Raw genomic sequence first — 25,810 nt, 5'->3', positions numbered from 1 at the left:
TTTGAGATTGTTTGTTTGGGGCGATTATGGTTGGTGGAACCCGCCCCTACGAAACCATATTTTGTAGGGGCGGGTTCACCAAAAATATCTAAGGATTACCAACAACTTAGATAAACCCGCCCCCACACCACGAATAATTCACATTAACCTGATATTTGCATTAAATTCCCCAATGTAAATGATGATTGTTTGTTGGGTGGGGGCGGGTTTTTGAGATTGTTTGTTTGGGGCGATTATGGTTGGTGGAACCCGCCCCTACGAAACCATATTTTGTAGGGGCGGGTTCCACCAAAAAGATATAACGATTACCAACAATTTAGATAAACCCGCCCCCACACCACGAATAATTCACTTTGCTTTTTTCTGAGAAGCCGCATAATGCTCACTCATTAACTGATTAACTTCTGGATTGTAAATCCGCAGATAATTCCAGTAATTCTCAAACACCGATTTCACGTATCCTTTCGTTTCAGGAAACGGAATCTTTTCCGCAAAAGCATCCGGGTCACTAAAACTAAACCTCTTCAACCAATCTGCAACTGCATTCGGCCCGGCATTGTAACTCGCCACAGCTAACATCGAGTTATTCTTGTACTCGTCGTGAGTGTGATCCAAATACCACGTACCGAGTTTAACGTTGTCGTCCACATTCTCCAATGAATACTTTTTGAGGCTGATTTGAGCGGCAACCCAAGCTGCTGTTTCCGGCATTACTTGCATTAAACCAGTGGCGCCAACTGATGATTTGATGGCGGGCATAAACCGCGATTCTTGCCGGATTAATGCGGTTACTAATACTGGATTTATTTTGCGTTGTTGCGACCATTTGACAATGGTTTCTAAGTAAGGAAAAGGATAAAGTGCTTGCCAATAAATCGGTTGCTGTCTGAGTTCGAGGTATTGGGTTCTATCATCTGGTTTCTCGCGCTGTCGCAAACTACCAACCATCCACAAACCGTCTAAGTTATCTCCAACTCCTACTCGCATTAAACCGTCGGTGAACTGTTCGGCAATACTTGGTTCTACGCGGTCGATAAACTCTACTTGCCACAGGGTCCAAGCATCCCTATCTTGACCTAATTGATAGAGTTCTTTCAACGCAGGAGAACCCGCAGTTGGTTCGGGGCGCTGAGGCGGCCGCACTACATTGGGAGACAAATCTCGGACTGTGGTAAAGTCGCCGACTGGCCAGCCAAGAAGTACAGCCGATCGCCATGCAAAATATGATTCTGGATAGCGTAAGATCGTGTAGTCAAATGCAGTCTTGGCGTCTTGTTGCCGGCCGAGTTGCTGTGCCCATTTCCCGACCCAAAATGCTGCTTCTGGAGCTTGTTCGCTGTCGGGATTGTGGGTGGTTAATTCTCTCGCCCACTGCCAAGCTGATTTTAAATCTCCGCCTTTGGCAAACTGCTGGGCGATCGTCCACCGCAATTCGCCTGCTTTATCAGAATTATTGTATTTTGTCAAGAGCAACTTGCGGGTATCTGAGGCGGATTGACCACTGCGTGCTTTGTCGAGAAGTTGCGATTTATCTAACAAAGCTTCGGGGGCATAATTGGGGAATTTGCTAATAACTCGATCGAGCAAAACGATCGCTTCTTTCGGTTCGCTCAGCCGCGACAGCCGAATTAAACCCAAACCAGTATCTTCGGCATCGGGAAACTCGCGCACTAATTCTTGATAGGCAATTCTCGATTCCGGGATTTTTCCGTCGAGCCACAAACCGCGAGCTTTGCGATAAAGATTTTTAGCGTTGCGGGGAGCTTTCCCGTAAGCAATAGCTCCTTTGCCATAATCTTGTTTTTCCCAATAGCCAAAGGCAATTTCTTCCCAATCTTCCGGTTTCAAAGAGGCGCTGTTTCGCTGCACCAGTTGTTCCACAATTGTCCCGTAATCTTTGACATAATGACCGTGTTTTGCTACGAGCAGCATCAACTTCGGCTGATTGGGATTTTCTTTTAACTTGCCGAGAGCAATTTCTACGCTGCGGGGATGAGCGGGAAATTCAGTAATTGCCTGTTGCCAATATTCCGGTTTTGACTTGCCTAAAACATATAAAGCTTCCGCTGCTACCGGGTCGCTCGGATAGTTTTTGAGCAGTTCCTCCCAAGCTTTTTGAGTTTTGCCTTTGTCGCCGCTTAATTGGTAGGCTTGCGCCCTTTTTAAGGCAATGTGAGCAGCTAAAACCGGATATTCTTGCTCTAATTTGTCCAATAACTTTAATGCTTTGGCCGCATTTCCTTGCTGGATTAAATCGCTGGCAAGCAGGTAGCGGGCGCGGCTTTGAGGGGAGATTTGCTGCTGTGGGTTTGTACTTGCAGACTGAGTAGCTGCGAGTTCAACTAATTTTGCCGATCGCTCGCTCGGTGACAGCGATACCAGCATCTTGACTTGCGATTCGGAATTCGCTGCCTCCAGGGGCTGCTCGGCCTTCTGGAATGAGCCCAAACCCATCAATTTCATCGCAGCAACCAAAGAGCCGATCGCAATAACGCAAACTGAAACGCTGATTAAAACAGAAAATCGGGCCCGGCGTCGTTTTAGCATGGGAAAATTTAAGAGAATAAGATATAGAGAACCATCGTTTGTCAAAAGCCATCACAGGCAGGATGGGTGTTCCACGCCATCACAGGCAGGATGCCTGTTCAACGAGAAATAAATGTTAAGAGTGGGGCAAAAACGGACAGCCAACCCCCAAACAGATGATTGAGATTGGTGGAAGATCCGATCGCAGGCGGACTTGGCTGATATAGTAGCAGAATTTATTTTGATGTGGAGCGGAGAATTTGTGCGATCGATCTATTTACCCGCACCAACGAAAAACCACAAACCACCCACTGCAAAGTACAATCAAAAATCTAAAATCTAAAGTGTAAATCAAAACATGGAATTTCTAGTCACCGATACGCCCCGCTCTGTTTGGACGGGAGACGCCCTGGCAATTGGTCTATTTGAGGACGGCTTGGAACTCACGGGCGAGCTGGCACAATTAGATGAAAAGCTTGCAGGCACTTTGAAAGAGCTGCTACTGGAAGTAGATTTTAAGGGCAAAGTGGGCACGAGCGCCATCACCCGCGTCGGCGGCAATAATCCCATTCGCAAAATTGCGATCGTCGGTTTGGGCAAAACAGAGGACTTAAAATTAGACACCGTGCGGCAAGCTGCGGGGGTTTGCGCCAAGTTAGCCAAAAAAGAGAAATGCAAAACCCTCGGAATTAGCTTTCCGGTGTGGAAAAACGCGCCGGATTCTACAGCAAGCGCCATCGCCGAAGGTGTAGAACTCTCCCTGAATCAAGACAACCGTTTCAAATCGGAACAGGAAGACAAAAGCCCGCAACTCGAACAAATTCATTTGCTCGGGTTTGCCGGTACCGAAAGTGCGATCGCCCGCGCCCGCCAAATCACTGCCGGAGTCATTTTGGCACGGGAATTAGTCGCAGCGCCGGCAAATTTTGTCACCCCGATTACAATGGCCGAAACTGCTCAAAGTCTAGCTGCCGAATGCGGTTTAGAATTAGAAATATTGGAGCGGGAAGACTGTGAAAAACTTGGAATGGGAGCCTTTCTCGGCGTTGCCCTAGCATCGGATTTACCGCCAAAATTCATCCATTTAACTTACAAACCAGAAGGCACACCGCGCCGCAAAATAGCAATTGTCGGCAAAGGATTGACCTTTGATTCTGGCGGTTTGAACATCAAAGGTGCGGGCAGCGGCATTGAAATGATGAAAATAGATATGGGCGGCGCTGCGGCTACTTTAGGAGCGGCAAAGGCGATCGGACACATCAAACCAGATGTGGAAGTTCACTTTATCAGCGCCGTCACTGAAAACATGATCAGCGGCCGCGCCATGCGCCCTGGAGACATCCTTACAGCTTCCAACGGCAAAACAATTGAAGTCAACAATACCGACGCTGAAGGTCGTTTAACCCTGGCTGATGCTTTGGTATTTGCTGATAAATTGGGAGTTGACGCAATTGTCGATTTAGCAACTCTAACCGGGGCCTGCGTAATTGCTTTAGGCGACGATATCGCGGGTTTGTGGAGTCCTCAAGATAGCGTCGCCGCCGAAATAGTCGCCGCCTCAGAATTGGCAGGCGAAAAATTTTGGCGAATGCCGATGGAAGAAAAATATTTTGAGGGATTGAAAGCATTGCACGCCGACATGAAAAACACAGGCCCACGTCCCGGCGGTTCGATTACGGCGGCGCTATTTTTGAAGCAGTTTGTGAAGGATACTGCTTGGGCCCATTTAGATATTGCCGGCCCGGTTTGGACTGACAAAGAAAATGGCTACAATGGCCCTGGGGCTACTGGTTTTGGAGTTCGGACTTTGGTGCATTGGGCGCTGGGCGGTGCTTAATTGTGGATTTCCAGCGGAAAAATTGAGATTTTCTCTGCCTTAAAAGTCTGCTAGTCCATCTGTGAGCCAGGGGTTAAAAACCTCTGGCTCACTGCTTAAGTAATCTAAAAGAAAATTTAATAGCGATCATTAACAATTTAAATGTTTCTGAAGCAATCAGTACGCGAACCTATGTATTCCGTCACAGGGAGCAAGGTAAGCGTTGCTAGCCGTGACGCTCACCATTGCTCATACTTGGGCAAAGCTTCGTTCCCAGGGCCCAACCTCGACAGTTTTGATATTTCCTGAAAAAATAGCTGTTTCATAAAAAATGAAAAAAGTATATAATTATGTAAATATTTCACTAGCCGAAATCAAATAATTAGATTTGATCTGATTTGCATTGGTACAGATAATTTTTTTCTTGAACTTTATGCAAGAACAATTAACAATTTTTTTTTCCACACTTGCTGTATCTTCTACACTCGCCTGCAACGTGGTGCCGGAGTTGCGATTGTACGCTGTTTTTGACTCGCTGACGGCACTGGCTTATTGCTCGATCGCCCTATCTTTAGTTTATTTTACCCGCAAAGGTTCTCACCGCAGGATTTTCCGGGTGTTTGCCGTTGTTTTTTTTGCCTGGGGCGCGGCTAAATTGACGGAAGTTTGGACGCTTTGGCATTCGATATATTGGCTGTCGGTAACTCTCAAAGCTGCAAGTGCTTTGATTTCTTGGCTTTTAGCCGCAACCGCCCTTGCCCTGATGCCGAAAGCACTTGCCGAGTCTGGTTTAAATCAAAAAGAAAAAGTTCAACAACAGTCGTTAAAACAGGTAGAAGAAAATCAGCACCAACATGATATCCAGAAAGGAGAATTGGCAAAACAATCGATCGATATTTACCCTTCAGATACTATTGTCGATCGCGCTTTAGCTCTCAATTCGCTTAATGAACAGTTAGAAAAAGAAATTGCCGATCGCCACCGAGTTGAGGAAAAGTTGCAACTGACTCAGTTTGCGATCGACCGATCGGCAGATGCGATATTCTGGATCGGGCCCGACGGTAAATTTTTGTACGTCAACGACGCTGCTTGCACTTCATTGGGATATTCAGAAGCAGAATTGCTCTCGATGACCGTGCACGACATCAATCCAGATTTTCCCCAAACTGCTTGGAGTTTGCACTGGAAAGTCTTAAAACGCTGCGGTTCGGTTAATATTGAAGTTCACCACCTCACTAAGTACGGTCGCATTTTTCCGGTAGAAATTACGATCAACCATTTGGAATTTAACGGCAAAGAATATCAGTGCGCGTTTGCTCGTGACATTAGCGAACGCAAGCGGATTGAGGCAGCTTTGCGAGAAAGGGAAGAAGAATTTAGGTCATTAGTTTCTAGCATTCCCGGTGCGGTTTACCGGTGCAGTGCTGCGGGGCGATCGAGCGTAACTTTTATCAGCAGTGGCATAGAAGCTATTTCCGGCTATCCTGCTGCTAACTTTATGCAAAAACCGGTGCAGGCTTTTCCGAGTATAGTTCATCCCGATGACGTTGAGCAGATCGAGACAATTATCGATCGGGCTATTAAGACAAAACAACCTTACATCATCGAATATCGCCTAATTCACTGCGACGGAAATGTGCGGTGGGTTGCAGAGAAAGGTCAAGCCCTTTTCAACGCAGACGGTAAAGTTTTATCCCTCAACGGCGCCATTTTTGACATGACAGAGCGCAAAGCAGCGGAGGATGCTTTGCGGCTCTCCGAGGCGATCGCCAACAACAGAGCCCAGCAGCTAGAAATCGCTCTCAAAGAACTTCGAGAAACTCAAGCTCACCTAATTCATACCGAAAAAATGTCAAGTCTCGGTCAAATGGTAGCTGGAGTAGCTCACGAAATTAATAACCCTGTCAGTTTTATCTACGGCAATATTTCCTACGCCAGCCAATATATCCGAGACTTGTTGCAGCTTGTGGAACTTTATCAAAAACACTATCCTCAGCCCGTGGTAGAAGTTCAAGAATGTATTGACAATATCGATTTAGAATTTTTGAGAGAAGATTTACTAAAAATATTATCTTCGATGAAAATGGGAGCAGATCGCATTCGCGAAATAGTTCTGAGCTTGCGAAATTTCTCGCGTTTAGACGACTCGGTAAAAAAGCCTACCAACGTTCATGAAGGCATAGACAATACGCTCCTAATTTTACACAACAAACTGCGCGCCAGAGGCGACTATCCAGAAATTAAAGTAATCAAAGATTACGGTAAAATTCCTTTAATTGAATGTTATGCAGGTCAGCTAAATCAGGTATTTATGAACCTGCTTAGCAACAGTATTGACGCCTTGGAAGATGCTTGCAACCAAAAAAGGCGAGCGGCAGCCTGCAGCGACGATTGGGAACCAATTATTAGCATTCGCACAGAAGCCCTGAACGAAAATAGTATTTGCATCCGCATTTCCGATAATGCGATCGGCATGACAGAAGACGTGCGTAGCCGATTATTTGACCCGTTTTTCACGACAAAACCGATGGGAAAAGGCACTGGTTTGGGGTTAGCCATCAGTTACCGAATTGTCGCGGAAAAACACGCAGGAGCCTTGATCTGCCGTTCCACCGTAGGAGAAGGTACGGAATTTGCGATCGAGATTCCTTTATAAATTAGTGCGACGGAAGTATCAAGAATTGGGCAGAAGTTATCGACCACTATAAATTGTAAAGTGTGGTGTAAAAAACTTTTAAGTTTCAATAAAAATCACCAAATTGGCTATAATATCAAATCCGGTAGCATCGGAATTATTCATCTCTGTATTCTCTCCCTCTGCGTTCTCTGCGGCCTCTGCGGTTAAATCATTCCGATGCAACCGGAAACGATATAAATTACCAAGGTAATGCTCAACATGGCAGTGAAATTATAAATTCTGTACCTCTACCTAAAGTTGAGTTGACTTCTAGCATACCAGAGTGTTTCTCAACTACAATCTGTCGTGCGATCGCCAAACCCAACCCCGTACCTTTACCCACACCTTTAGTTGTAAATAAGTGGTCAAAAATATGACCTTTTATCTCATCTGCTATCCCTGGCCCGTTGTCAGAAATGCGAATCGTCACCCACTCCTTAGACTTTATTTCTGTCCGAATCCTGATGCAATTGGCTGGGGCTTTAGTCTTCTCTAAACTCGGTTCCCGCTTTAATTCTTCCAGTGCATCAATGGCATTTGCCAATATATTCATAAACACCTGATTTAATTGTCCGGGGAAGCAATCAACTGATGGCAAGTTCCCGTAGTCTTTGACAACTTCAATCGCTGGACGCTGTTCGTTCGCTTTCAATCTGTGTTTGAGAATCAAAATCGTACTGTTAATTCCCTCATGAATATTGAAAGGAACTTTATAATCTTTGTCGGAGCGGGAGAAGGTACGAAGACTGGTGCTGATACCTTGAATGCGATCGCACCCGATTTGCATCGAATTCAACATTTTGGGTAAATCTTCTAAGAGATATTCGATATCGCTCTCTTCAGCTTTTTCTTCAATCTCCTCACCCGGACTGGGAAATTTTTCTTTATAGAGTTGCAAGTATTCTGTAATATCTTTGACGGCGGCGATCGCTTCATGAATATTGCCAGAAATAAATCCGACTGGATTATTAATTTCATGGGCAACCCCGGCCACTAAATTCCCCAACGCCGACATTTTTTCGCTCTGCACTAATTGCAGTTGAGATTGTTCTAATTGGTGGGCGTAGTCTTGCGCTTGTTGATACAATCGCGCATTTTCTAAGGAAATGGCAGCCTGAGTGCAGAGGAAGTTGAGTACGAGGAGACGATCGCGAGTAAACACTCCTTTCGTCGAGCTATGTTCGAGATAAAGTATCGCAACTAAGTTCCCGCGATCGAGAATCGGAGTACATAGCATACTCTGAGAGTGATACTGGAGCGTACAGTCATTCATTAAACCCGGAATATCGGTCTTGCCACCTTCAATAACGACGGGTTCGAGGTGGCGTTTCACATAATAAATCAGCTTGAGCGGAATCACCACAGAGCTATCCAGAGGTTGGGTTTGCAGCAGGGTTGTGGGGGTCTGGTTATCTGGATTGATGTGAGTTATTGCCCGGATTTGCCATTCATCTTGATGGGGGAGTAGCAAAGCACAAGTTTCTGCCCCAGAAGTTTTCAAAATAATTTGGTTGAGGGTGTCGAGTAATTCATCAAGCTGAATTTTACTGGATAAAGCTTGAGCAGCTTGCACAATAGATGCGAAATCAAGGGCATCGGAAATACTCGTGCTACTGGTGGTGGAAGTGTGCGAAGAGTGGCTCATCGTTGCCAGCGTCTCTAGAGGATTAAAGCGAAGTTGGGGCTGATTCAGGATGGGATGAAGTAATTGGGGATAGCGTTGTTCTAAGTCTTCAACTTTGGCTAATGCTCCCCAACGGGCATAACAGTAATATGCTTCCTGCATATAGCTGGCGGCAACTTTTTCTTTGCCCCAGTCAAGGTAGAATTTGGCAGCTAATTCGTTGGCTAGCGCTTCTTCTTGGATATAACCGTTTTCCTTGGCTCCTGCGATCGCGCGATCGTATAACTCTATGGCTTGCCAATTAATCCCTAATACCCTAGCCTTTTCCGCTTCAATTAATTCAGATCTATACCGATTTATTTCTGGTGTATTTTCAGCCCAAAAGTTCATTTTTTCCTGATTAACATTGACTTGTTCCAAGTAGCTTCTTTGTTCATCTACCGTGACTTCAGTATACAGATTTAACAATGTTAGCGAATGGTAAAAATTCAGAATTATGACTTGCATAAAACCAAAAGCCGAGCCGGATTGCTCCTGTGCTAGACTCACATTTTTTAAGGCTTGGCTACTATCGCCCAACAAGTAACCTAGAATAGTTTTAGCCAGATAAAACATAAATAAAACTATTCCCGATTTAGCAGCAATAATTCGGGGCAAACTTTTCTCTTCATCAAAGCTTTTACCGATCAATAATAGGGGATCTGCGGCTTTACCCTGTAAATTCAAACCTAATTGTCGCCATACTTGCGAGAAATGCGTAGAACTTTCTTGTTTAAAGTTAATACAAAAATTACCATAAAATTCTTGTTGCTGGATGGCTGATTCTAAGTTATCTTCCGTAAAAAATAAGTAACTACACAAATTTGCAGCACAATATCCACCCCATTCAAAATCACCTACTTCTAGCCCTGCTTGTAGTCCTTCTCGCAAAGGTTCCACACTATTTTTGGCTGGTTCTTTCCAAGTGCGAATATTGCCATTAAACAAGTTATAAACTTGGGCTTTTAGCTCTTTAGCGTTGAACTTATCTAATAAGTTTAAGGCAATTAAACCTGCGTGATAACCTCTATTTAATTGACCTAATCCTACTAATAATAACCCGTAAAAACCATAGGCAAAAGATGATATTGCTGAATCTCCATATTTAATACACAACTTAATCATGGTGATGATTAATTGCGGAAAAATCTCTGGCTTTGCTACAAATACAGGAGTACAGAGTGTTCTTAAAATTTGCATAGCTGCCAGCTTATATGGATCTGTCATAAGTGGCAAATTATCTAAATCGTCAAGATTGGGTAAATCAATTATTAAATCCTTTTCCAAGTCAATTGTTAGTAAAGAGATTGATAGTTTTTCTAACACTTCTAACCCAATCTCTACTGCGGCAAGCATTTCTATTTGCTGAGCAATATGAATCTGCATTTGTAATTCATAAATTCTCACTTTTTCGAGTAAACTCTTGACTGCTGTCAGCGCCAATTCAGCTAATTTTAATGATTTATCAAAGTTAAGGTTTAAATATTCAGCTTCGGCAGTAGCGATGTAAATATTTAGGGTCAATTCATACTGATTTTGCCAACAGTCTGTTGTCAGTAACTCCATCGCTGTTTGTAAATATACCGTTGCGGCAGCATAAGCGTTAGAAGTTTTGGCTTTCCGCCCTGTCACTAAATTTAATTCGGCTAATTCTTGGCGCTCCCTTGGTTGAACTATTAAATCTTTCCCTTGATTCAAGTGTCTGACAATTTCAAATATTTTTTCATCGCGTTCTACGTCGGCGGAATTTTGTAGTAGCAACTGCCCGATTTTGAGATGAGTGGCTTGCTTTTTGTCATCGGGAATCAGGGAATAAGCCGCTTGCTGGACGCGATCGTGCAAGAAGCGATAGGCAACCGTTCGAGAAATCGGTTGAGAAACATTCTGTTCTATTCCTACATAAAACTTATAAACTTCACTTTGGGGCAAAACCAAACCTTCTTGTAACGCTTTCCATAGCGCCGTTGCAGTTTCAGTTTCAGAACTTTCTAGAACAACTGCCAATGTTGCTAAGTCAAACTGGTTGCCAATGCAAGCGGCTAATTTCAAAACAGACTGAGTTTCTCGGGGCAATTTCTGCAACTGCTGCGCCATAAGTTTCACTACATTATCGGTCAGTGCTGCCTCTCTCACTTTGCTAATATCGCACTGCCAATGTCCCGATTGGATCTCAAAAGTAATCAATTCATCCTGATACAAGGCTTTGAGAAACTGCGTTGCAAAAAATGGGTTTCCTTGAGTTTTTTGATAGATCAATTCTGTCAGCGGTTGTGCCAACTTAGGATCACAAACTAGCGTATCCGCTACCAATTGATTTAAACTGATTTGGGCAAGCGGTGCTAATGTAATAGTGTTGAGTGTGGTTCCTGCCTTCCTCACTTCATCTAAGGTCAACATCAGGGGATGGCTTGGTGATACTTCATTATCCCGATAGGCTCCAAGCAGCAATAGATAACCCAATTGCGACTCATTGACGAGCAACTGCATTAACTTCAGCGATGCCGAATCCGCCCATTGTAAGTCATCCAAAAACATCACCAAGGGATGCTCTTTTGTCGTGAAGACCGCAATAAATTTGTGGAAGAGCAAATTAAAGAGATTTTGAGCCGCAACACCAGATATTTCTGGGGCTGGGGGTTGTTGTCCAATAATCCGTTCTAGTTCGGGAATGACTTCAATAATGACTTGTCCGTTGTCACCGAGCGCTTCGAGAATTTGAGTTTTCCATTCTTGGATTTTGGCATCACTTTCACTCAGTAATTGTGCCATAAAATCGCGGAATGCCTGGACAAATGCCGAGAAGGGAATGTTACGGTTAAACTGGTCGAATTTGCCTTTGATGAAATAGCCGCGCTGCCGGACAATCGGTTTATGTACCTCGTTGACTACAGCCGTTTTTCCAATCCCGGAGAACCCAGCGACTAGCATTAATTCTGATGTGCCATTGGCCACGCGATCGAAGGCATTCAACAGGGTTTGTACTTCGGTTTCTCGACCATAAAGTTTTTCGGGAATCAGGAAGCGATCGCATATATCCCGCGTTCCTAACTCAAAAGTTTCAATGTTTCCAGTTTCTTGGCACTGCTGCAAACACCTTTCTAAGTCATGTTTCAATCCCAAGGCACTTTGATAGCGTTTTTCGGCATTTTTTGCCATCAGCTTCATGACAATATCCGCAACTACCTGCGGGATTTCTTGGCTGTTTATTGAAGGAGGTTTTTTGGCAATATGGCAGTGAACTAACTCCATCGGATCGTCACATTCAAATGGCAGTTTTCCTGTCAGCAGTTCGTAAAATGTAACTCCTAGGGAATAAAAGTCGGTGCGGTAGTCAATACCTCGGTTCATTCGTCCGGTTTGTTCGGGAGAAATATAGGCGAGGGTTCCCTCTAAGACGTTGGGATTTTGAATTTCTTGAGTTTCTCTCGGAAGTAGGGAGGCGATGCTAAAGTCAATCAGTTTGACTTGTTTAGTTTCGGGATGAATCAGGACGTTAGCTGGCTTAATATCTTTGTGGATGACTCGGTTTTGGTACAGTCCGTGAAGGATGTCAGTTATTTGAATGGCTATTTCTAATATTTCTGCTAGAGTCAGCGAGACCTCTTGGGCGTAGTCTCGTAGAGAAATACCGCCAAAATCCTCCATTACTAGGGCATAGCTGTGGCGATAGGAGTCCAAATTGTAGGGCTCAACGACTCCAGGCAGACGTAGATTTTTGGCGATGGTATACTGGTTGCGGAATTGCAGCAGTTCGCTGAAGCTGGGATAGTCTCGATTTAATAGTTTAATGACAACCGGAAGCTGATCTGTTTCTCGGATGGCTCGATAAACTAGGGTTCTCGAACCGCAGTATAGTTGCTCAACCAGATGATATCCCGAAATTCGGTTCGTCAAATCCACTGCTGCACTCATCTGGATTACCCCATCTCAGATATTGACTCTTGTAAGTAAGTATACACTTTTATTGATCTAGTCTGAGGAAAATAAAACTCCGAAATCCCCAGCCTACAGACTCTATCGGTTTTATTCTTTTCACTTTTCAAGAGAAAGATGGCGTTCTATCAAGATAATAGTCTTATCCTTTCATCGGCAATAAAATTGTAAACTCCGTCCCTTCTCCTAATACCGAATTTACCTCGATCGCCCCTCCATGTTTCTCTACCACAATTTGACGAGCGATCGCCAATCCCAACCCCGTACCTTTCCCGACTTCTTTGGTAGTAAATAACTCATCAAAAATCTTCTCTCGCACGGCCTCAGTCATGCCCACACCGTTATCTTTAATGCAAATAATCGCTTGTTTTTTATCGCTTACAACGTCGGTTTTAATGGTAATTTGATTGGCAATTTCTGCATAAGGTTTCCCTTGATTTGATTCCTCCAAAGCATCGATCGCATTACCTAACAAATTCATAAATACTTGATTCAACTGTCCGGCATAACACTCCACTGGTGGCAAATTCCCATATTCCCTAATCACTTTGATTTCTGGACGAGTATCGTTAGCCTTGAGGCGATGTTTCAGGATCATAATGGTGCTATCGATGCCATCGTGGATATTGCAAGCTACGGGATAGTTAGTATCGGCACGGGAGAATGTCCGTAGACTGGTACTAATATCCCGAATCCGCTTCACGCCTTCCCGCATCGAACCTACTAATTTCGGTAAATCTTCCCGGATGTAGTCAAGATCGATGTTCTCAATTTCTTCTTGAATTTCTGGATCGAGTTGCGGATATTTTTGTTCATACAAATCGAGCAATCCAAACAAATCTTTGATATAATCTAAGGCGGGTTGAATATTACCAACCAAAAAACCCACTGGATTATTAATTTCGTGAGCAACCCCAGCCACTAAGTTTCCCAATGCTGACATCTTTTCGCTTTGAACCATTTTTATTTGTGCCTGTTTGAGATCGGTAAATGCTTGTTGAGATTCTTGATACAAACGGGCATTTTCTAAGGAAATAGCAGCTTGAGAAGCCAGCAAATTTAGCACTTCAATGCGATCGCTAGTAAACGCGCCTACGGTCAGATTATTTTCCAGGTATAAAACTCCTATCAACTGCCCTTGATTAAGAATTGGAATGCAAAGAACACTGATCGGCTGGTGCTGTTCAATATAGCGATCGCTCGCAACCTGGGAACTTACCCTAGCATCAACTATTAGCAAAGGTTTCAAACTACGCTTGACAGTGTTAACCAAACTAATTGCTACATCCTTACTGGATTCTAGAGGTATTGATGGTAATAGCTCAGGTTCCTGTCCCTCTGCTACAAGAGCCGCTACCTGTAAATACTGTTTTTGTTTGAGCAATAAGACACACTTAGTGGCGCCAGCATTCGCGATCGCTATTTTTAGGAGAGTAGTCAGGAGTTTATCTAGTTCAATCTCCCCAGAAATGGCTTGAGAGGCTTGGATCAGAGTAGGCAAATCTAGAAAATCAGAGTTGCTGCTAGAAGATTGAGTAGAAGTAATCGTTCCCCGGGCGATCGTTTCCTTAAAGGAACTAAAGGATTGAGCTTGCTGAAGGATAATACCAAGTAGGCGAGGATAACGTTTTTCTAAATCGTCTATTTTGGCTTTAGCTCCCCATCGGGCATAGCAGTAGTAGGCTTCTTGCATATATCCGGCTGCCACTTTCTCTTTGCCCCATTTGAGGTAGAAATTCGCTGCTAGTTCGTTGGCGAGTGCCTCTTCTTGAAGGTAGCCGTTGACTTTGGCTCCAGCAATCGCGCGATCGTAGAGGTCGATCGCCTCTGCTTTGTGTCCTAAAACTCGCTGCTGTTCGGCTCGAATTAAATCGCATTTGTGGGCAAAGTTCATGGGTGCATGAGTTGCCCAATTCGTAAGTTGCTCAAGATCCTTCGTAACCGCTTCACTAATTGGCAAGGTGTTCGTGTTTGCCAGTAGCGTCAGTGCATGATAGAAATAAAAGACTCCATAGAACACAGTTCCGATAATGGCACCAATTGTTTTCTCGGCAATTTGAGCCATTTCCAGAGCTTCTTGGGGTTGCCCAAAATGGTAAGCCAGAATCAATTTATGAGCATAGACGCTCCCGATAGAGTAAGTATCTCCTGCTAATTTATGCTGAGGTAATCGTGTGGTTTCATCGTAAGCTGCTCCAACCAGTTTCTGGGGATCGTCGGCTTCACCTGTCCAATTTAAGACTGCCTGTTGCACAATTTGGTGAAAGTTCAGAGCAGTTGTTTGTTTGAGTTGGGCGATCGCAAGAGCATAGGTTTGCATCTCTTGCCCCAGTTGTAGAAGTTCATTTCCCGCAGCATAAGCGAGTTGACAGCGGTTATAGGCACAGTAAGCGGCGAACTCCAAATCTCCCGTTTCCAAGCCCGCTTGATAGCCTTCGAGCAAAGGCATCAGTACAGTATGAATTGGCTCCTGCCAAATGCGAACAAATGGATAAACTAAATTGAAAATTTTCGCTTTAAAACTCGATGCTTTCAACATTTCCATCAAGGCGATCGCGATATCAGCAGCACGATTTCCGGCTACAATTTCCCCACCAAATGCACAAAGAATTAGTCCATAGGTTGAATAAGCATAGGGTGTTTGGATCGCATTTCCAAACTGAAGTGACAATTCAATTTGTTTGAGTACAATCAAGGGATAGAGTGCTGGCGAACCCATATAGGCTGCTGAAGCCATACTGCTGAGAATATTCATTGCAGCCAGCTTCTGTGGATCGCTCATCCTTGGTGAATTCATTACATCCACACTCATCAGTCGATCGCGAATAGCATTGAGAGCAGGGGCTACCATGTCTTGGGTGGGATGTTCTGGCAACTCAACATCCAACTCTTGAAGGATTGCCCGTGCCACCTGAATTGCCTCTGATAATTGATTGCGGGCAATCAAGGATTGAATCTTTATTTCTAAGGCTTTAACTTGTTCTAGGGGGTTTGACTTATGCTGGAGAAATTCCTCGACGCAAGCATCTACACGCTCAAATGCGCCAATCAGACAGGCTGAATTAGCAGCTTCAATGTGGAGTTCTGAAGTAAGAAGGGGCTGTCTGATCCATTGATCAGAACTGTCAGTGGCTAAAAGTTGCAGCCCTATCTCACAGTATTGAGCTGATGCTGGGTAAGCAGCCGAGAGCCGCGCTTTACGCCCAGCCATAAGATTGAGGTTTGCTACATAGTCTCGCTGCTCCTGTAACACAATTCGATCGATTCCCAAATTAAATTGACTGACAAGCGCAAAAATTTTCTCATCAAGTTGCTCTGGTGAAGTTCGATCGAGCAGCAATTGCCCAATGTTCAAATGGACGGCTTGTTTTTGGTCTTCAGGAATCATGGAATAGGCCGCTTGCTGGAGGCGATCGTGCAAAAAATTATACGTCGCATTGATAGCGGTTTGATTCGTCGATATTATGTCAGTCTGAGTAAAGAACTTATAGACATCAGAAATAGGCAGAATAAAGCCTTGTTCCAATGCTTTCCATAAATCTCCCGCTGTTACTTCTAGGGATTTTTCTGAAACAATCGCCAGCTTATTCAAATCAAACTGCGATCCAATACAAGCAGCTAATTTGATCACATCCTGAGTTGCTTGGGGCAATTTCTGCAATTGCAACGCCATAAACTCCACCACATCATCAGTGATTGCTAAGGCTTTGACTTGGGCAATATCACACTGCCAATGCCGAATATCCCAATTAAAGCTAATTAGCTTATCGTTATGTAATGCTTTGAGAAACTGAGTGGCAAAGAAAGGATTTCCCTGACTTTTTTGATAGACTAACTTTGTCAAAGGTTGGGCAAGGGATGATTCGCTATTCAGCGTATCCGCCACCAACAAATTCATATCTGGTTGGCTTAACGCTTGCAAAGTAATCGTATTCACTGTTGCCCCCGTTTTAACTATCTCATCCACTGTTAAGATAAATGGATGCACGGGAGAAACTTCATTATCTCGAAATGCCCCCAATACTAATAAATATCCTGTATCGATCATCAATAATTGTAGCAAATTCAAGGATGCTGAATCCGCCCATTGCAAGTCATCCAAAAACATCACTAAAGGATGTTCTTTGCTCGTGAAAACTTGCACGAATTTCTGCATTAGCAGATTAAAGCGATTTTGGGCGGCACTTCCTGACAATTCTGTTGCAGGAAGTTGAGCGCCAATTATACGTTCTAACTCAGGAATCACGTCAATCAAGACTTGTCCATTGTCTCCCACTGCTGCTAAGATCTGGGTTTTCCATGTTTGCAGTTGGGTATCCGATTCTGATAGCAATTGACCCATTAAGTCGCGGAAGGCTTGCACAAATGCACTGAAGGGAATGTTGCGTTGAAATTGATCGTATTTGCCTTTGATAAAATAACCGCGCTGACGGACTATGGGTTTATGAACTTCATTGACAACGGCGGTTTTCCCAATTCCCGAAAAACCTGCTACTAGCATCATTTCTGTTGCTCCCAGGCTGACTCGCTCAAAGGCAGCTAATAGTTGCTCAACTTCTTTTTCTCTACCGTAGAGCTTTTCGGGGATAGTAAAGCGATCGCTAATATCTCGCTTTCCGAGTTCAAAATCTTCTATCTTGGCTGTTTTTTGTAACTGAAATAAACACTTTTCTAAATCGTGCTTTAGTCCTAATGCACTTTGATAGCGTTTTTCGGCATTTTTCGCCATCAGCTTACTGACAATTTTCGATAAAATTAGGGGAACTTCGGGATTTATTTGATGGATCGGTATCGACTGTTTTGCGAGGTGACAATGCACCAATTTCATCGGATTATCCGAGATAAATGGCAAATTTCCTGTCAACAATTCATAAAAAGTCACACCCAGGGAATAAAAGTCACTACGATAGTCAATGCCTCGATTCATCCGTCCTGTTTGTTCGGGGGAGAGATAGGCTAATGTTCCTTCTAAGATATTAGGGTTCTGGATTTCTTGGGTTTCTAGTGGTAGGAGGGATGCAATACTAAAGTCAATTAGTTGAATTTCTTGGGTATCGGGATTAATGAGAATATTAGCGGGTTTAATATCTTTGTGAATGACTCGGTTTTGGTAGAGATAGTGAATAATGTCTGTTAGTTGTATGGCGAGTTGGAGAAATTCTGCTAAAGGTAAAGCTGGAGATGGTTGGGTTTGATTTGTTGCTGTTTGGAGATAAGTAGATAGGGAGACTCCGCCAAAGTCCTCCATTACTAGGGCATAGCTATTCTGGTATACTTCCAGCGTCAGGGGTTTGACGATGTGAGGGAAGTCGAGATTTTTGGCAATGGTATATTGGTTGCGAAACTGGACGATCTCGTTGAAGGTGGGGTATTCGTTTCGCAGCAGTTTGATGACGACTGGGTATTGATCGCGGGTACGGATGCCTCGATAGACTAGGGTACGTGTACCTGCATAAAGTTGCTCTGTAATCTGATAACCTGACAAATTTGCGATCGCATCCATAACTTGTTGACCCTATATTATACAACAGTTAAATTAAAAATTCCATTCCGTTCCATTGTATTTTATTATTTGACAAAGATAGCGATCGCCAACTCTGCACCCTCGCTAGGGACAGAATTAACTGTAATTTTTTCCCTATGTGTATCAACTATTATTTGACAATCAAGCAATTTGGTCACAAGCCCCCGGATTCATCCGTGTACCTGTGGAAAAAGCTGCACCTCCACATCGCAAGCCCTCGGACTCATCCGTGCGAGCAATCTCAAATCTTAAATTTCAAATCGTATGACGTGCGATCGCTAATTCTCAACCAGTTCATTTCCCTATGCTGCACTATTTGCGCTATGTTATGTATAGTATGGTTGCGTAATTTCTGATGGTATCAGAAAACAATAATTTGTAATTTCTAACCGCAAATATACGCAGATAAACCAGGATATAGAGTTGAGCTTATCTGCGTAGATTGACTTAAATCTGCGGTTTTATTATTCTTTATTCCCCGTAGTGGCCGCCGACAACCTTACCCCGAAACACAACATAATTGTAGATGTTGTAAAAAATCATAATCGGGATCAGAATGCCCATAAACACAATCATAAATACCAGGGCGCTGGGCGAAGCTGCGGCTTGGTAAATCGTGATTTGCGAGGGAATAATGTAGGGAAAAACAATCAATCCCAAGCCGATGAAAGTCAGCAAAAAAATCAGAATCGTCCAGACAAACGGCGTGCGTTCTTCTTTGCTTGCGAGACTTTTCAGCAGCAGTCCCACCAACAGCACTCCCAACAAAGGAATCGTGGCAAAGACATAAACTAGCGGTTTCTCGAACAACCTGGATCTAGCAGTTTCGTAAAAAATCGGAGTGGCGATCGTAATTAAAATCGCTCCGATTAAAGTTGTCACCGCCGCAATTTTAGCCGTGCGATAGTGATTTGTTTGCAGTTCGCCCTCCGTTTTCATAATTAGATAGGTTGAACCGATCAAAACATAGCCTTGAATCAGCGTCAAAGCAACCAAGATCGATCGCCAATCCAGCCAATCCCAAGTAGTCCCCACAAAGTGACCGGCTTCATCAACCGCAATGCCTTCGAGCACCGCACCTAGGGCAAATCCTTGAGCTAAAGCTGCTAAAAAACTGCCAGCACCAAAGGCATAATTCCAGAATAATTTGCGATTAGAATGCTCGCGAAATTCAAAGGCTACAGCCCGAAATATCAAACCAAAAAGCATCATGCAAATCGGTATGTACAGCGCTGTCAAAATCGTGCCGTAAGCGAGAGGAAATGCGCCAAATAAAGCGCCTCCCATTAAAACCAGCCACGTTTCGTTCGCGTCCCAAACGTTGCCTAAACTCGTCATTAAAATGCCCCGGCGTTCCTCGTCGGAAGCAGTCAGAGAGAGGATGCCTACTCCTAAGTCAAAACCGTCTAGCATGACATATAGCAGGAGAAACAAAGCCAAAACTACAAACCAAACTTGTGGGAGAAAATGCTCCAAAGCTTGCATAAAATCTCCTATTGTTGTGCTTCTAAGGGACGTTGATCGGGAATGTGTTCTGCGGGTTGACTTTCGATGGCAGGTTCATTGTCTAAACCAGGCACAGGCAGACTTAAATTAGGCCCTTGGCGGATAATTCGGCTGCCAAAATACAAGGCACAAACAAACAAAAAGCTGTAAATAACTGCAAAGAAACTAAGAGAAGTTAGAACATTGCTGGCGGGGATGTTTGACACCGCATCAGCAGTGCGAATTTGCCCGTATAAAGCCCACGGTTGTCTGCCGACACAGCGGACAATCCAACCCGATTCTACAGCAATATATCCCAGGGGAGCAGCTAATACCCAAGCGCGCATCAGCCAAGGTTGACTGCTAATATTTTCAGCAGAAAGTTTGCCTCGCATCCACTGAATTATACTGAACAGCATCAGTCCTAAAAAGAAGAATCCAATCCCGGACATGATGCGGAAACAATAATAGATTAAACCCACCATCCGGGGTCTATCTTCTGGCTTCCATTCCTTCAATCCGAGTACGGGTTCGGAGAGTTTTTGTTTGAATTCCAGAACGTAGCCTAAGCCATTAGGGACACTAATTTCCCAGTCATTTTTTTGGGCTTTTTCATTAGGCAAAGCTAGCAAAGTCCAATCTGCGGACTCTCCCGCTGGTGAAGTTTCCCACTTAGCTTCGATTGCTGCTAATTTAGTGGGTTGATAGTGATAGACTTGTTCGGCGCTCAAATGTCCGATGTATATCTGCAAAGGTGCAACGGCGATTGCTGTCGCTATGGCAATTTTTAAAGACTTGGAAAAAAAGGCTTGGTTGCGCTTATTGAGAATGTACCAAGCGCTAATTCCGCCAATGACAAACAGGGAAGTTTCTAACGTCGCAAAAAACATATGAAGAATGCTGTTTAATGCGAAGGGGTTCATAATTGCTTGAAAGTAATCGCTGACAATAAACTTGCCATTGACCATTTCTCCGCCTGCAGGAGTTTGCAGCCAAGAGTTAGCGACTAAAATCCAGACTGTGGATAGGTTAGCGCCGAAGGCTACCATGATTGTAGCGAAATAATGGACGATCGGGTTAACGCGCTCCCAACCAAACAGCATAATGCCTAAAAAGCCGGCTTCTAGCATAAATGCCATTGAAGCTTCAAAGCCTAAAATGCTGCCAAAAAAGTCACCTACTGCTTCGGAAAATGGTGCCCAATTCGTGCCAAACTGAAATTCCATCGGAATTCCTGAAGCTACTCCAATACCGAAGTTGAGGACGTAGAGTTTAGACCAAAAACGAGCGTGATGGTAGTAGTCGGGATTGCGAGTTTTCAGCCACATTCCTTCAACAATTACCAGATAAATTCCCATTCCCGTAGTCAGAACTGGCCACAGCATATGGAATATGGCGGTTAGCGCAAATTGCATCCGTGATAGGGCCACGGTGTTAGATAAGATATCCATCGTTATATCCTTTGCTCAGTTCAAAAGAGGTTTGTTTCCACGAGATCAAGAATGGACACTGGTTATAATGTAGTGTAAAAATTTGTGACAATTTGTAGAGTTGGCAATTTTTAAGGTTTTATACAGATTTGGGTTGTATTTTCTGGTATGTTAAAATAGGTAGATTATGATTTGCCTTTGGGTGGGGGCGGGTTTGTGAGATTGTGGGTTTTAGGCATTTATTGGCAGGTTTACCCGCCCCTACAAGATTTATGTTCGGTGAGGGAAAGATTATCTTAGCGAACCGTGACTGTATAACTCAGTTTAAAGGGTTTAAAATTAGCTTTGTTTTTGGCTGTTCCGCTCAATTCAAGTTCGTAAATTCCAGCCTTGGGAAACACGATATCAGCTCCCGGAATCCCTTGATATTTCTCGGCAGATATGGCGGTTAAAAGCGGCTGCATCAGCGGCTTATCCCCCTCTTTACGATTTTTAGGATAAACAGCCAATTTGCAATTACACTGCTCTAGCGGGATAATTTGACCGCCCCTGCGAGTCAGCGCAAACCACACTCTCGCAGGCTGTCCGGCGCGGGGATTGTGGTTGGGTTCTAGGTGAAAGGTAGCGGCTACATCTCCCGATACTTCGACTTCGTGCGCCAAAACTGAAATCGAGTTTAACTGCGGCGCACTGGGAATTGTTGCTTCTACTAGCACTCCCAAAAATACTAACAATCCTAAACTTTTACTTTTGTTTGACAGGGGAAACATAGAAATTTTCTAGTGATAAAACTGACCAAAATAAGCGCGATCGCACAAACATAACTAATACCACAACCACCGCTAACACGGCTGTCAGCAGTTGATTGTGCAACTTCCATTCAAAGCCGCCGAGATAGTGGGAACCGATGAGTGCCGCGTGTACAGCGCACAGCAACAAAGCTGGAACGCTTAACAGGTGAAGCATTCGCCACAGCTTGCCTAAAAAATTTTGAAGACGATCGCAACTTGTAACCGCCGCCGGCAACATCAACAGCAGCGCCGTCATCCCAGCCGCCATTCCCAACTGATGCTGCGGCAACATAAAAGATAGCGCGTCAAAATTCCATTTCAGCGTATGATCCAGCATATGAAACGTGTGGGCGACTGCTAGGACAAACGCGCCCACACCCAAGGCGCGGCGGTAGCGCAGCAGTTGCGGTAAAAACTTGCTCACCGGACGCGCCAACAGTGCTAGCATCAAGCACAGCAGCGCTGCGTGGCCAGTAAAATCAACCATTTCATCGGTTCGCAGCAAGGTAAGAATCCCGATCGATATCGTCACCCACCCACCCGCACGAAACAGTTGACTGCGCTTGTCCGCGCTCAATCTGCCAGCAAAAAAACTCACTCCCAGCATAGTTGGCAAGGTGCCGAGTCCAAAAGCCAGCATCGTCGCCGCACCCAAAACCGAATTTCCCGTTTCCGCCGCCTTAATCTGCGCCGCATAGAGGAAACCGCAGGGAATCAAACCCCAAAGCAAACCCAAAGCAACCGGCACCCACCAGTTTTTTTGTGCCGAAAGCTTGCTCATTGCTTGTCCGACTCGATCGTGCGACATTGGGTGCAGCAGCGGCAATCCCGGCAGCAAGTTCGGTTTAATTTGCACTACTCCGAACCAAATCAGCATGGTGCCCGTCAGAAGTGCGATCGCCCGCCGCAATTCGCTACCCGTACCTGCCAAAAGTCCGCCAGCAATTAACACCGAACCCAGTCCGCCAATTGCAGCACCAACCAAAGCGTAAGCAGCAATTCTCCCCAAATTTAGCAGCAAATGAAAGCGGAAAGCAGCTAATTTATCGTTGCCGGAATTAGAAAGAGAAAACGCCATTGTCAGCGGGCCGCACATCCCAGCGCAGTGCCCGAAACTACCGAGAAATCCTAAAGTTGTCATTAGCAGGATGTCTAGCATATTGAGTCATGCGGTTCTAGATTTTAGATTTGTTTTTACTGCTTACCTATTACCCCATGCCCAATGCCCAATTCCCCATGCCCAATTCCCAATTACCCATTTTGAATGCCCATCGCTAAAATTCCCAAAATTTTATCAACCTGATTCAAAAAATACTCCAATAAATCTATTTGAACTGCTTGCCCTTCCAGCATTAAAAACTTCCAAATTTCTCCCGTTGTCACAACCCCATAAATCCTCGATACCTGATTTCCCTCCCGTTCGTTAAACAGTTGAGCTGCATACATTTCCGCTACGCACTCACCCAACCCAGCATTAATATTTTCCTTTTTAGCCTCAACGATTAAAATCGCCGGCGCGCTAATAATCAGGAACTCTACCGATCGACTGATCAGAAAATCGCAACTGCCGTTTAATCCCAAGTCGCTGTCAACCGTAAAATCGACTCCCGAAAACAAACTAATGCGATCGGGAAACTGTTTGGTAAGTTCCAGTAATATCGGCGTAATGATCATTTCTGAGCGTGATTTTTCCGTATTACTCGCCAGAGCAAAAGGAACATTATAAGCTAAAGTTTCTGTTAAATGATTGCTGCATTCTAAAGCAGGTACGGCCGAAAACAAATCTTGCCTCGGCGAAATCGTTAAATTCAAAGCTTTTTTGACGCTTGCCAAACTAAAATCGCTGTAAGCCATACATTTTACCCTTGATTTTTCACTTTCTTAGGACTTACGCAATTGACACATAGAGTATGGTGCGTCTGAGATCTCAACCATTAATAATCGCTCTCTAACGAAAGCCTGACGCACCCTAGGATCGTGGATTAAATAACTTCGTAGGTTGGGCCCGTGGAACGAACCCTCCGTTTCACTCCGCCCAACAATCAAGCGTGGCGTTGGGTTTCGTGCCTCAACCCAACCTACAAAAAATGCAAGTTATTTAATTCTCATTCCCTACAAGTCTAATGACAAATGACTAATGACTGATGACTAATAACTACTTTTGTGCTGGATGCGCTGCGGCGGGTGATGCTGCACCCATTTGATTAATAGCAGCAATTAGCTGATAAAGCCGCCCTAAATCCCGCTGGTTGAAATGCAAAACTAGGCGGGGCAGATCGAAAGTTGCATCTCCAATTTCCGGTTCCAAAGCTTGACTTTTTTCAATTTTTCCGGTGACAACAATATCGCGAAAATCAGTATTTAGCCGATCGACATTCTCCTCAGAAAGCTCTGTTTTCAAGCGAATTACCAATTTTTCGCGCACGTACCGGCAGGAGTGATAAACCAGATAAAAACTACCGATCGCCTCGCAAGCGACATTTATATCGTCCGTAATCGTATACAGGCTGCGATCGTCGGGTGAAATCAAACCCCTGCCCCGCAATTGTTTTTGCACAAAATAATTCCAATCGTGCCAATAATCTCCTCCCGGTCGATCGATCAATACCAAAGGAGCCGGCCCGAACTTGCCAGTTTGAGTCAAAGTCAGACACTCAAAAGCCTCGTCCAGAGTGCCAAAACCGCCCGGAAACAGAGCTAAAGCATCGCTCTCCCGGAGAAAAAATAACTTACGAGTGAAAAAATATTTAAAATTGAGCAATTTGGGATCGCCGGCAATGAAAGGATTAGAACTCTGCTCGAAAGGTAACTGAATGTTCAGACCAAAAGAACGTTCAGCAGTCGCCCCCTCGTTCCCCGCCTGCATAATTCCCCCGCCGCCGCCAGTAATCACCATAAACCCCTGCTGGGCGATCGCCCGCGCAAAGTCTCTGGCCATCAAATATTCTGCCGATTGCGGTGACACCCTCGCCGAACCAAAAATCACAATTTTGCGAACGTGTCGGTAAGGATAAAACATCTCAAAAGCGCTCTCCATATCTCGGAGCGACGCCGCAATAATTTTCCAGTCTAGGCGATCGAGCTCCTCTCCGGCCATTTGCACTATAGTAGAGAGCGATCGTTCGATCCACTCAGAGTGCTTTAACATTGGGAAGCGATCGAGCAAATCGATCAATTCAGCTTGGAGGGACTCAAAACCTTGACCAGACCCAGAACGAATCATGAATTTTTCCGAAACGATAACAAATTGTCGCTACCAAAAATTAAGGGGCAAGCCAAAGTTAGAAGCCAATAGCCACCAGCAAATTGCCCTGCTGACCACTAATAACTTTTCCCGTAGCTTTGCCCCGGTTCTGAAGCGAGTTAGCTTTCGCGGCCCACAAAGAACAGCGCGAAACCGCTCGCAATTCAGTTAAATGTACTTTTCCAGAGTGTTGGCTAGAGTAGTTTTCGGAACTGCCCCTACCACCATATCCACACGTTGACCCCCCTTAAATATCATCAGCGTCGGAATGCTGCGGATACCGTATTGGCTGGCCACGTTAGGATTCTCGTCGGTATTAACTTTTACTACCTTGACCTGCCCTTCATATTGCTGGGCAATTTCGTCTACGACGGGTGCCACCATCCGACAGGGCCCGCACCAGGGAGCCCAAAAATCCACTAGAACTGGAACTTCGCTATCGAGCACTTCCTGCTTAAAGGTAGAGTCGGTTACTTGCGCGGCTGCTGACATCCCTAGCCATCCTTGTAAATACTATTTCTCGGATAACAAGTCTAGCAAAAAATGTAACCACTTGCGTCAATCGATTTTAGATTTTAGATTTTAGATTTTAGATTTTAGAATTGAAGCATTGACCCCACGGATAAATTCGGGGGGCAAGTTTCCTCGGATACAGGTTTTTTATTTCTGGGTCCTGAGTCTGCTTTCGGAATGAATCCGGGGGCTTGTATCCTGGATGCTT

At 44.5% G+C, this 25,810-nt stretch carries 12 protein-coding genes; 2 read left to right on the top strand and 10 right to left on the bottom strand.

The genetic code is table 11. The annotated features are described in order from the left end of the window. Positions 1-348 precede the first annotated feature (348 nt). Positions 349-2,547 (bottom strand): transglycosylase SLT domain-containing protein, encoded by a 2,199-nt coding sequence (locus tag QUB11_RS15895; RefSeq protein ID WP_333204278.1) that lies wholly within the window; start codon positions 2,545-2,547, stop codon positions 349-351. A gap of 337 nt (positions 2,548-2,884) precedes the next feature. Here QUB11_RS15895 and QUB11_RS15890 point away from each other — a divergent pair, with 337 nt between their 5' ends. After that, entirely contained in the window at positions 2,885-4,363 is a 1,479-nt protein-coding gene (locus tag QUB11_RS15890) for a leucyl aminopeptidase (RefSeq protein WP_333153386.1), read from the top strand. Between the two features lie 412 nt (positions 4,364-4,775). Then, entirely contained in the window at positions 4,776-6,998 is a 2,223-nt protein-coding gene (locus QUB11_RS15885; RefSeq protein WP_333204276.1) for a PAS domain S-box protein, read from the top strand. A 235-nt stretch (positions 6,999-7,233) separates the two neighbouring features. Here QUB11_RS15885 and QUB11_RS15880 read toward each other — a convergent pair whose 3' ends face one another. The 9 genes from QUB11_RS15880 to trxA all read right to left on the bottom strand — a co-directional run bounded on the left by QUB11_RS15880 (position 7,234) and on the right by trxA (position 25,581). Beyond that, a complete protein-coding gene (locus tag QUB11_RS15880; protein WP_333204273.1) occupies positions 7,234-12,594 on the bottom strand; it encodes an AAA family ATPase in 5,361 nt (1,786 codons plus the stop codon). A 163-nt stretch (positions 12,595-12,757) separates the two neighbouring features. Further along, complete coding sequence (locus QUB11_RS15875) at positions 12,758-18,118, bottom strand: AAA family ATPase (protein ID WP_333391142.1); 5,361 nt, start codon at positions 18,116-18,118, stop codon at positions 12,758-12,760. A 492-nt stretch (positions 18,119-18,610) separates the two neighbouring features. Further along, positions 18,611-19,624: a cytochrome d ubiquinol oxidase subunit II gene (gene cydB, locus QUB11_RS15870; RefSeq protein WP_333204269.1), complete on the bottom strand. Its 1,014-nt coding sequence runs from the start codon at positions 19,622-19,624 to the stop codon at positions 18,611-18,613. A gap of 8 nt (positions 19,625-19,632) precedes the next feature. Beyond that, complete coding sequence (locus tag QUB11_RS15865; RefSeq protein ID WP_333204267.1) at positions 19,633-21,075, bottom strand: cytochrome ubiquinol oxidase subunit I; 1,443 nt, start codon at positions 21,073-21,075, stop codon at positions 19,633-19,635. 275 nt (positions 21,076-21,350) lie between these two features. Beyond that, a complete protein-coding gene (locus tag QUB11_RS15860; protein WP_333204266.1) occupies positions 21,351-21,824 on the bottom strand; it encodes a hypothetical protein in 474 nt (157 codons plus the stop codon). After that, entirely contained in the window at positions 21,799-22,986 is a 1,188-nt protein-coding gene (locus QUB11_RS15855) for an urease accessory protein UreH domain-containing protein (RefSeq protein WP_333257056.1), read from the bottom strand. The genes QUB11_RS15860 and QUB11_RS15855 overlap by 26 nt, the downstream gene beginning before the upstream one ends. A 110-nt stretch (positions 22,987-23,096) precedes the next feature. Next, the gene (locus QUB11_RS15850; RefSeq protein ID WP_333204262.1) at positions 23,097-23,699 is read right to left on the bottom strand and encodes a hypothetical protein; all 603 of its coding nucleotides are present in this window, start codon (positions 23,697-23,699) and stop codon (positions 23,097-23,099) included. 301 nt (positions 23,700-24,000) lie between these two features. Further along, entirely contained in the window at positions 24,001-25,068 is a 1,068-nt protein-coding gene (locus QUB11_RS15845; protein WP_333204260.1) for an LOG family protein, read from the bottom strand. A gap of 189 nt (positions 25,069-25,257) precedes the next feature. Beyond that, positions 25,258-25,581, bottom strand: coding sequence for a thioredoxin (gene trxA / locus QUB11_RS15840; RefSeq protein WP_006631199.1), 324 nt, complete (start codon positions 25,579-25,581; stop codon positions 25,258-25,260). Positions 25,582-25,810 lie beyond the last annotated feature (229 nt).

Source organism: Microcoleus sp. B6-A1 (assembly GCF_036705085.1).
In the GTDB taxonomy this organism is placed as follows: Bacteria; Cyanobacteriota; Cyanobacteriia; order Cyanobacteriales; family Microcoleaceae; genus Microcoleus.
This window is presented reverse-complemented; position numbering and strand designations above follow the sequence as displayed.

Bases quoted from the DNA above. Each gene is read 5' to 3' on its own strand.
- QUB11_RS15895 (WP_333204278.1), bottom strand. From the start codon at position 2,547: ATGCTAAAACGACGCCGGGCCCGATTTTCTGTTTTAATCAGCGTTTCA.
- QUB11_RS15890 (WP_333153386.1), top strand. From the start codon at position 2,885: ATGGAATTTCTAGTCACCGATACGCCCCGCTCTGTTTGGACGGGAGAC.
- QUB11_RS15885 (WP_333204276.1), top strand. From the start codon at position 4,776: ATGCAAGAACAATTAACAATTTTTTTTTCCACACTTGCTGTATCTTCT.
- QUB11_RS15880 (WP_333204273.1), bottom strand. From the start codon at position 12,594: ATGAGTGCAGCAGTGGATTTGACGAACCGAATTTCGGGATATCATCTG.
- QUB11_RS15875 (WP_333391142.1), bottom strand. From the start codon at position 18,118: ATGGATGCGATCGCAAATTTGTCAGGTTATCAGATTACAGAGCAACTT.
- cydB (WP_333204269.1), bottom strand. From the start codon at position 19,624: ATGCAAGCTTTGGAGCATTTTCTCCCACAAGTTTGGTTTGTAGTTTTG.
- QUB11_RS15865 (WP_333204267.1), bottom strand. From the start codon at position 21,075: ATGGATATCTTATCTAACACCGTGGCCCTATCACGGATGCAATTTGCG.
- QUB11_RS15860 (WP_333204266.1), bottom strand. From the start codon at position 21,824: ATGTTTCCCCTGTCAAACAAAAGTAAAAGTTTAGGATTGTTAGTATTT.
- QUB11_RS15855 (WP_333257056.1), bottom strand. From the start codon at position 22,986: ATGACAACTTTAGGATTTCTCGGTAGTTTCGGGCACTGCGCTGGGATG.
- QUB11_RS15850 (WP_333204262.1), bottom strand. From the start codon at position 23,699: ATGGCTTACAGCGATTTTAGTTTGGCAAGCGTCAAAAAAGCTTTGAAT.
- QUB11_RS15845 (WP_333204260.1), bottom strand. From the start codon at position 25,068: ATGATTCGTTCTGGGTCTGGTCAAGGTTTTGAGTCCCTCCAAGCTGAA.
- trxA (WP_006631199.1), bottom strand. From the start codon at position 25,581: ATGTCAGCAGCCGCGCAAGTAACCGACTCTACCTTTAAGCAGGAAGTG.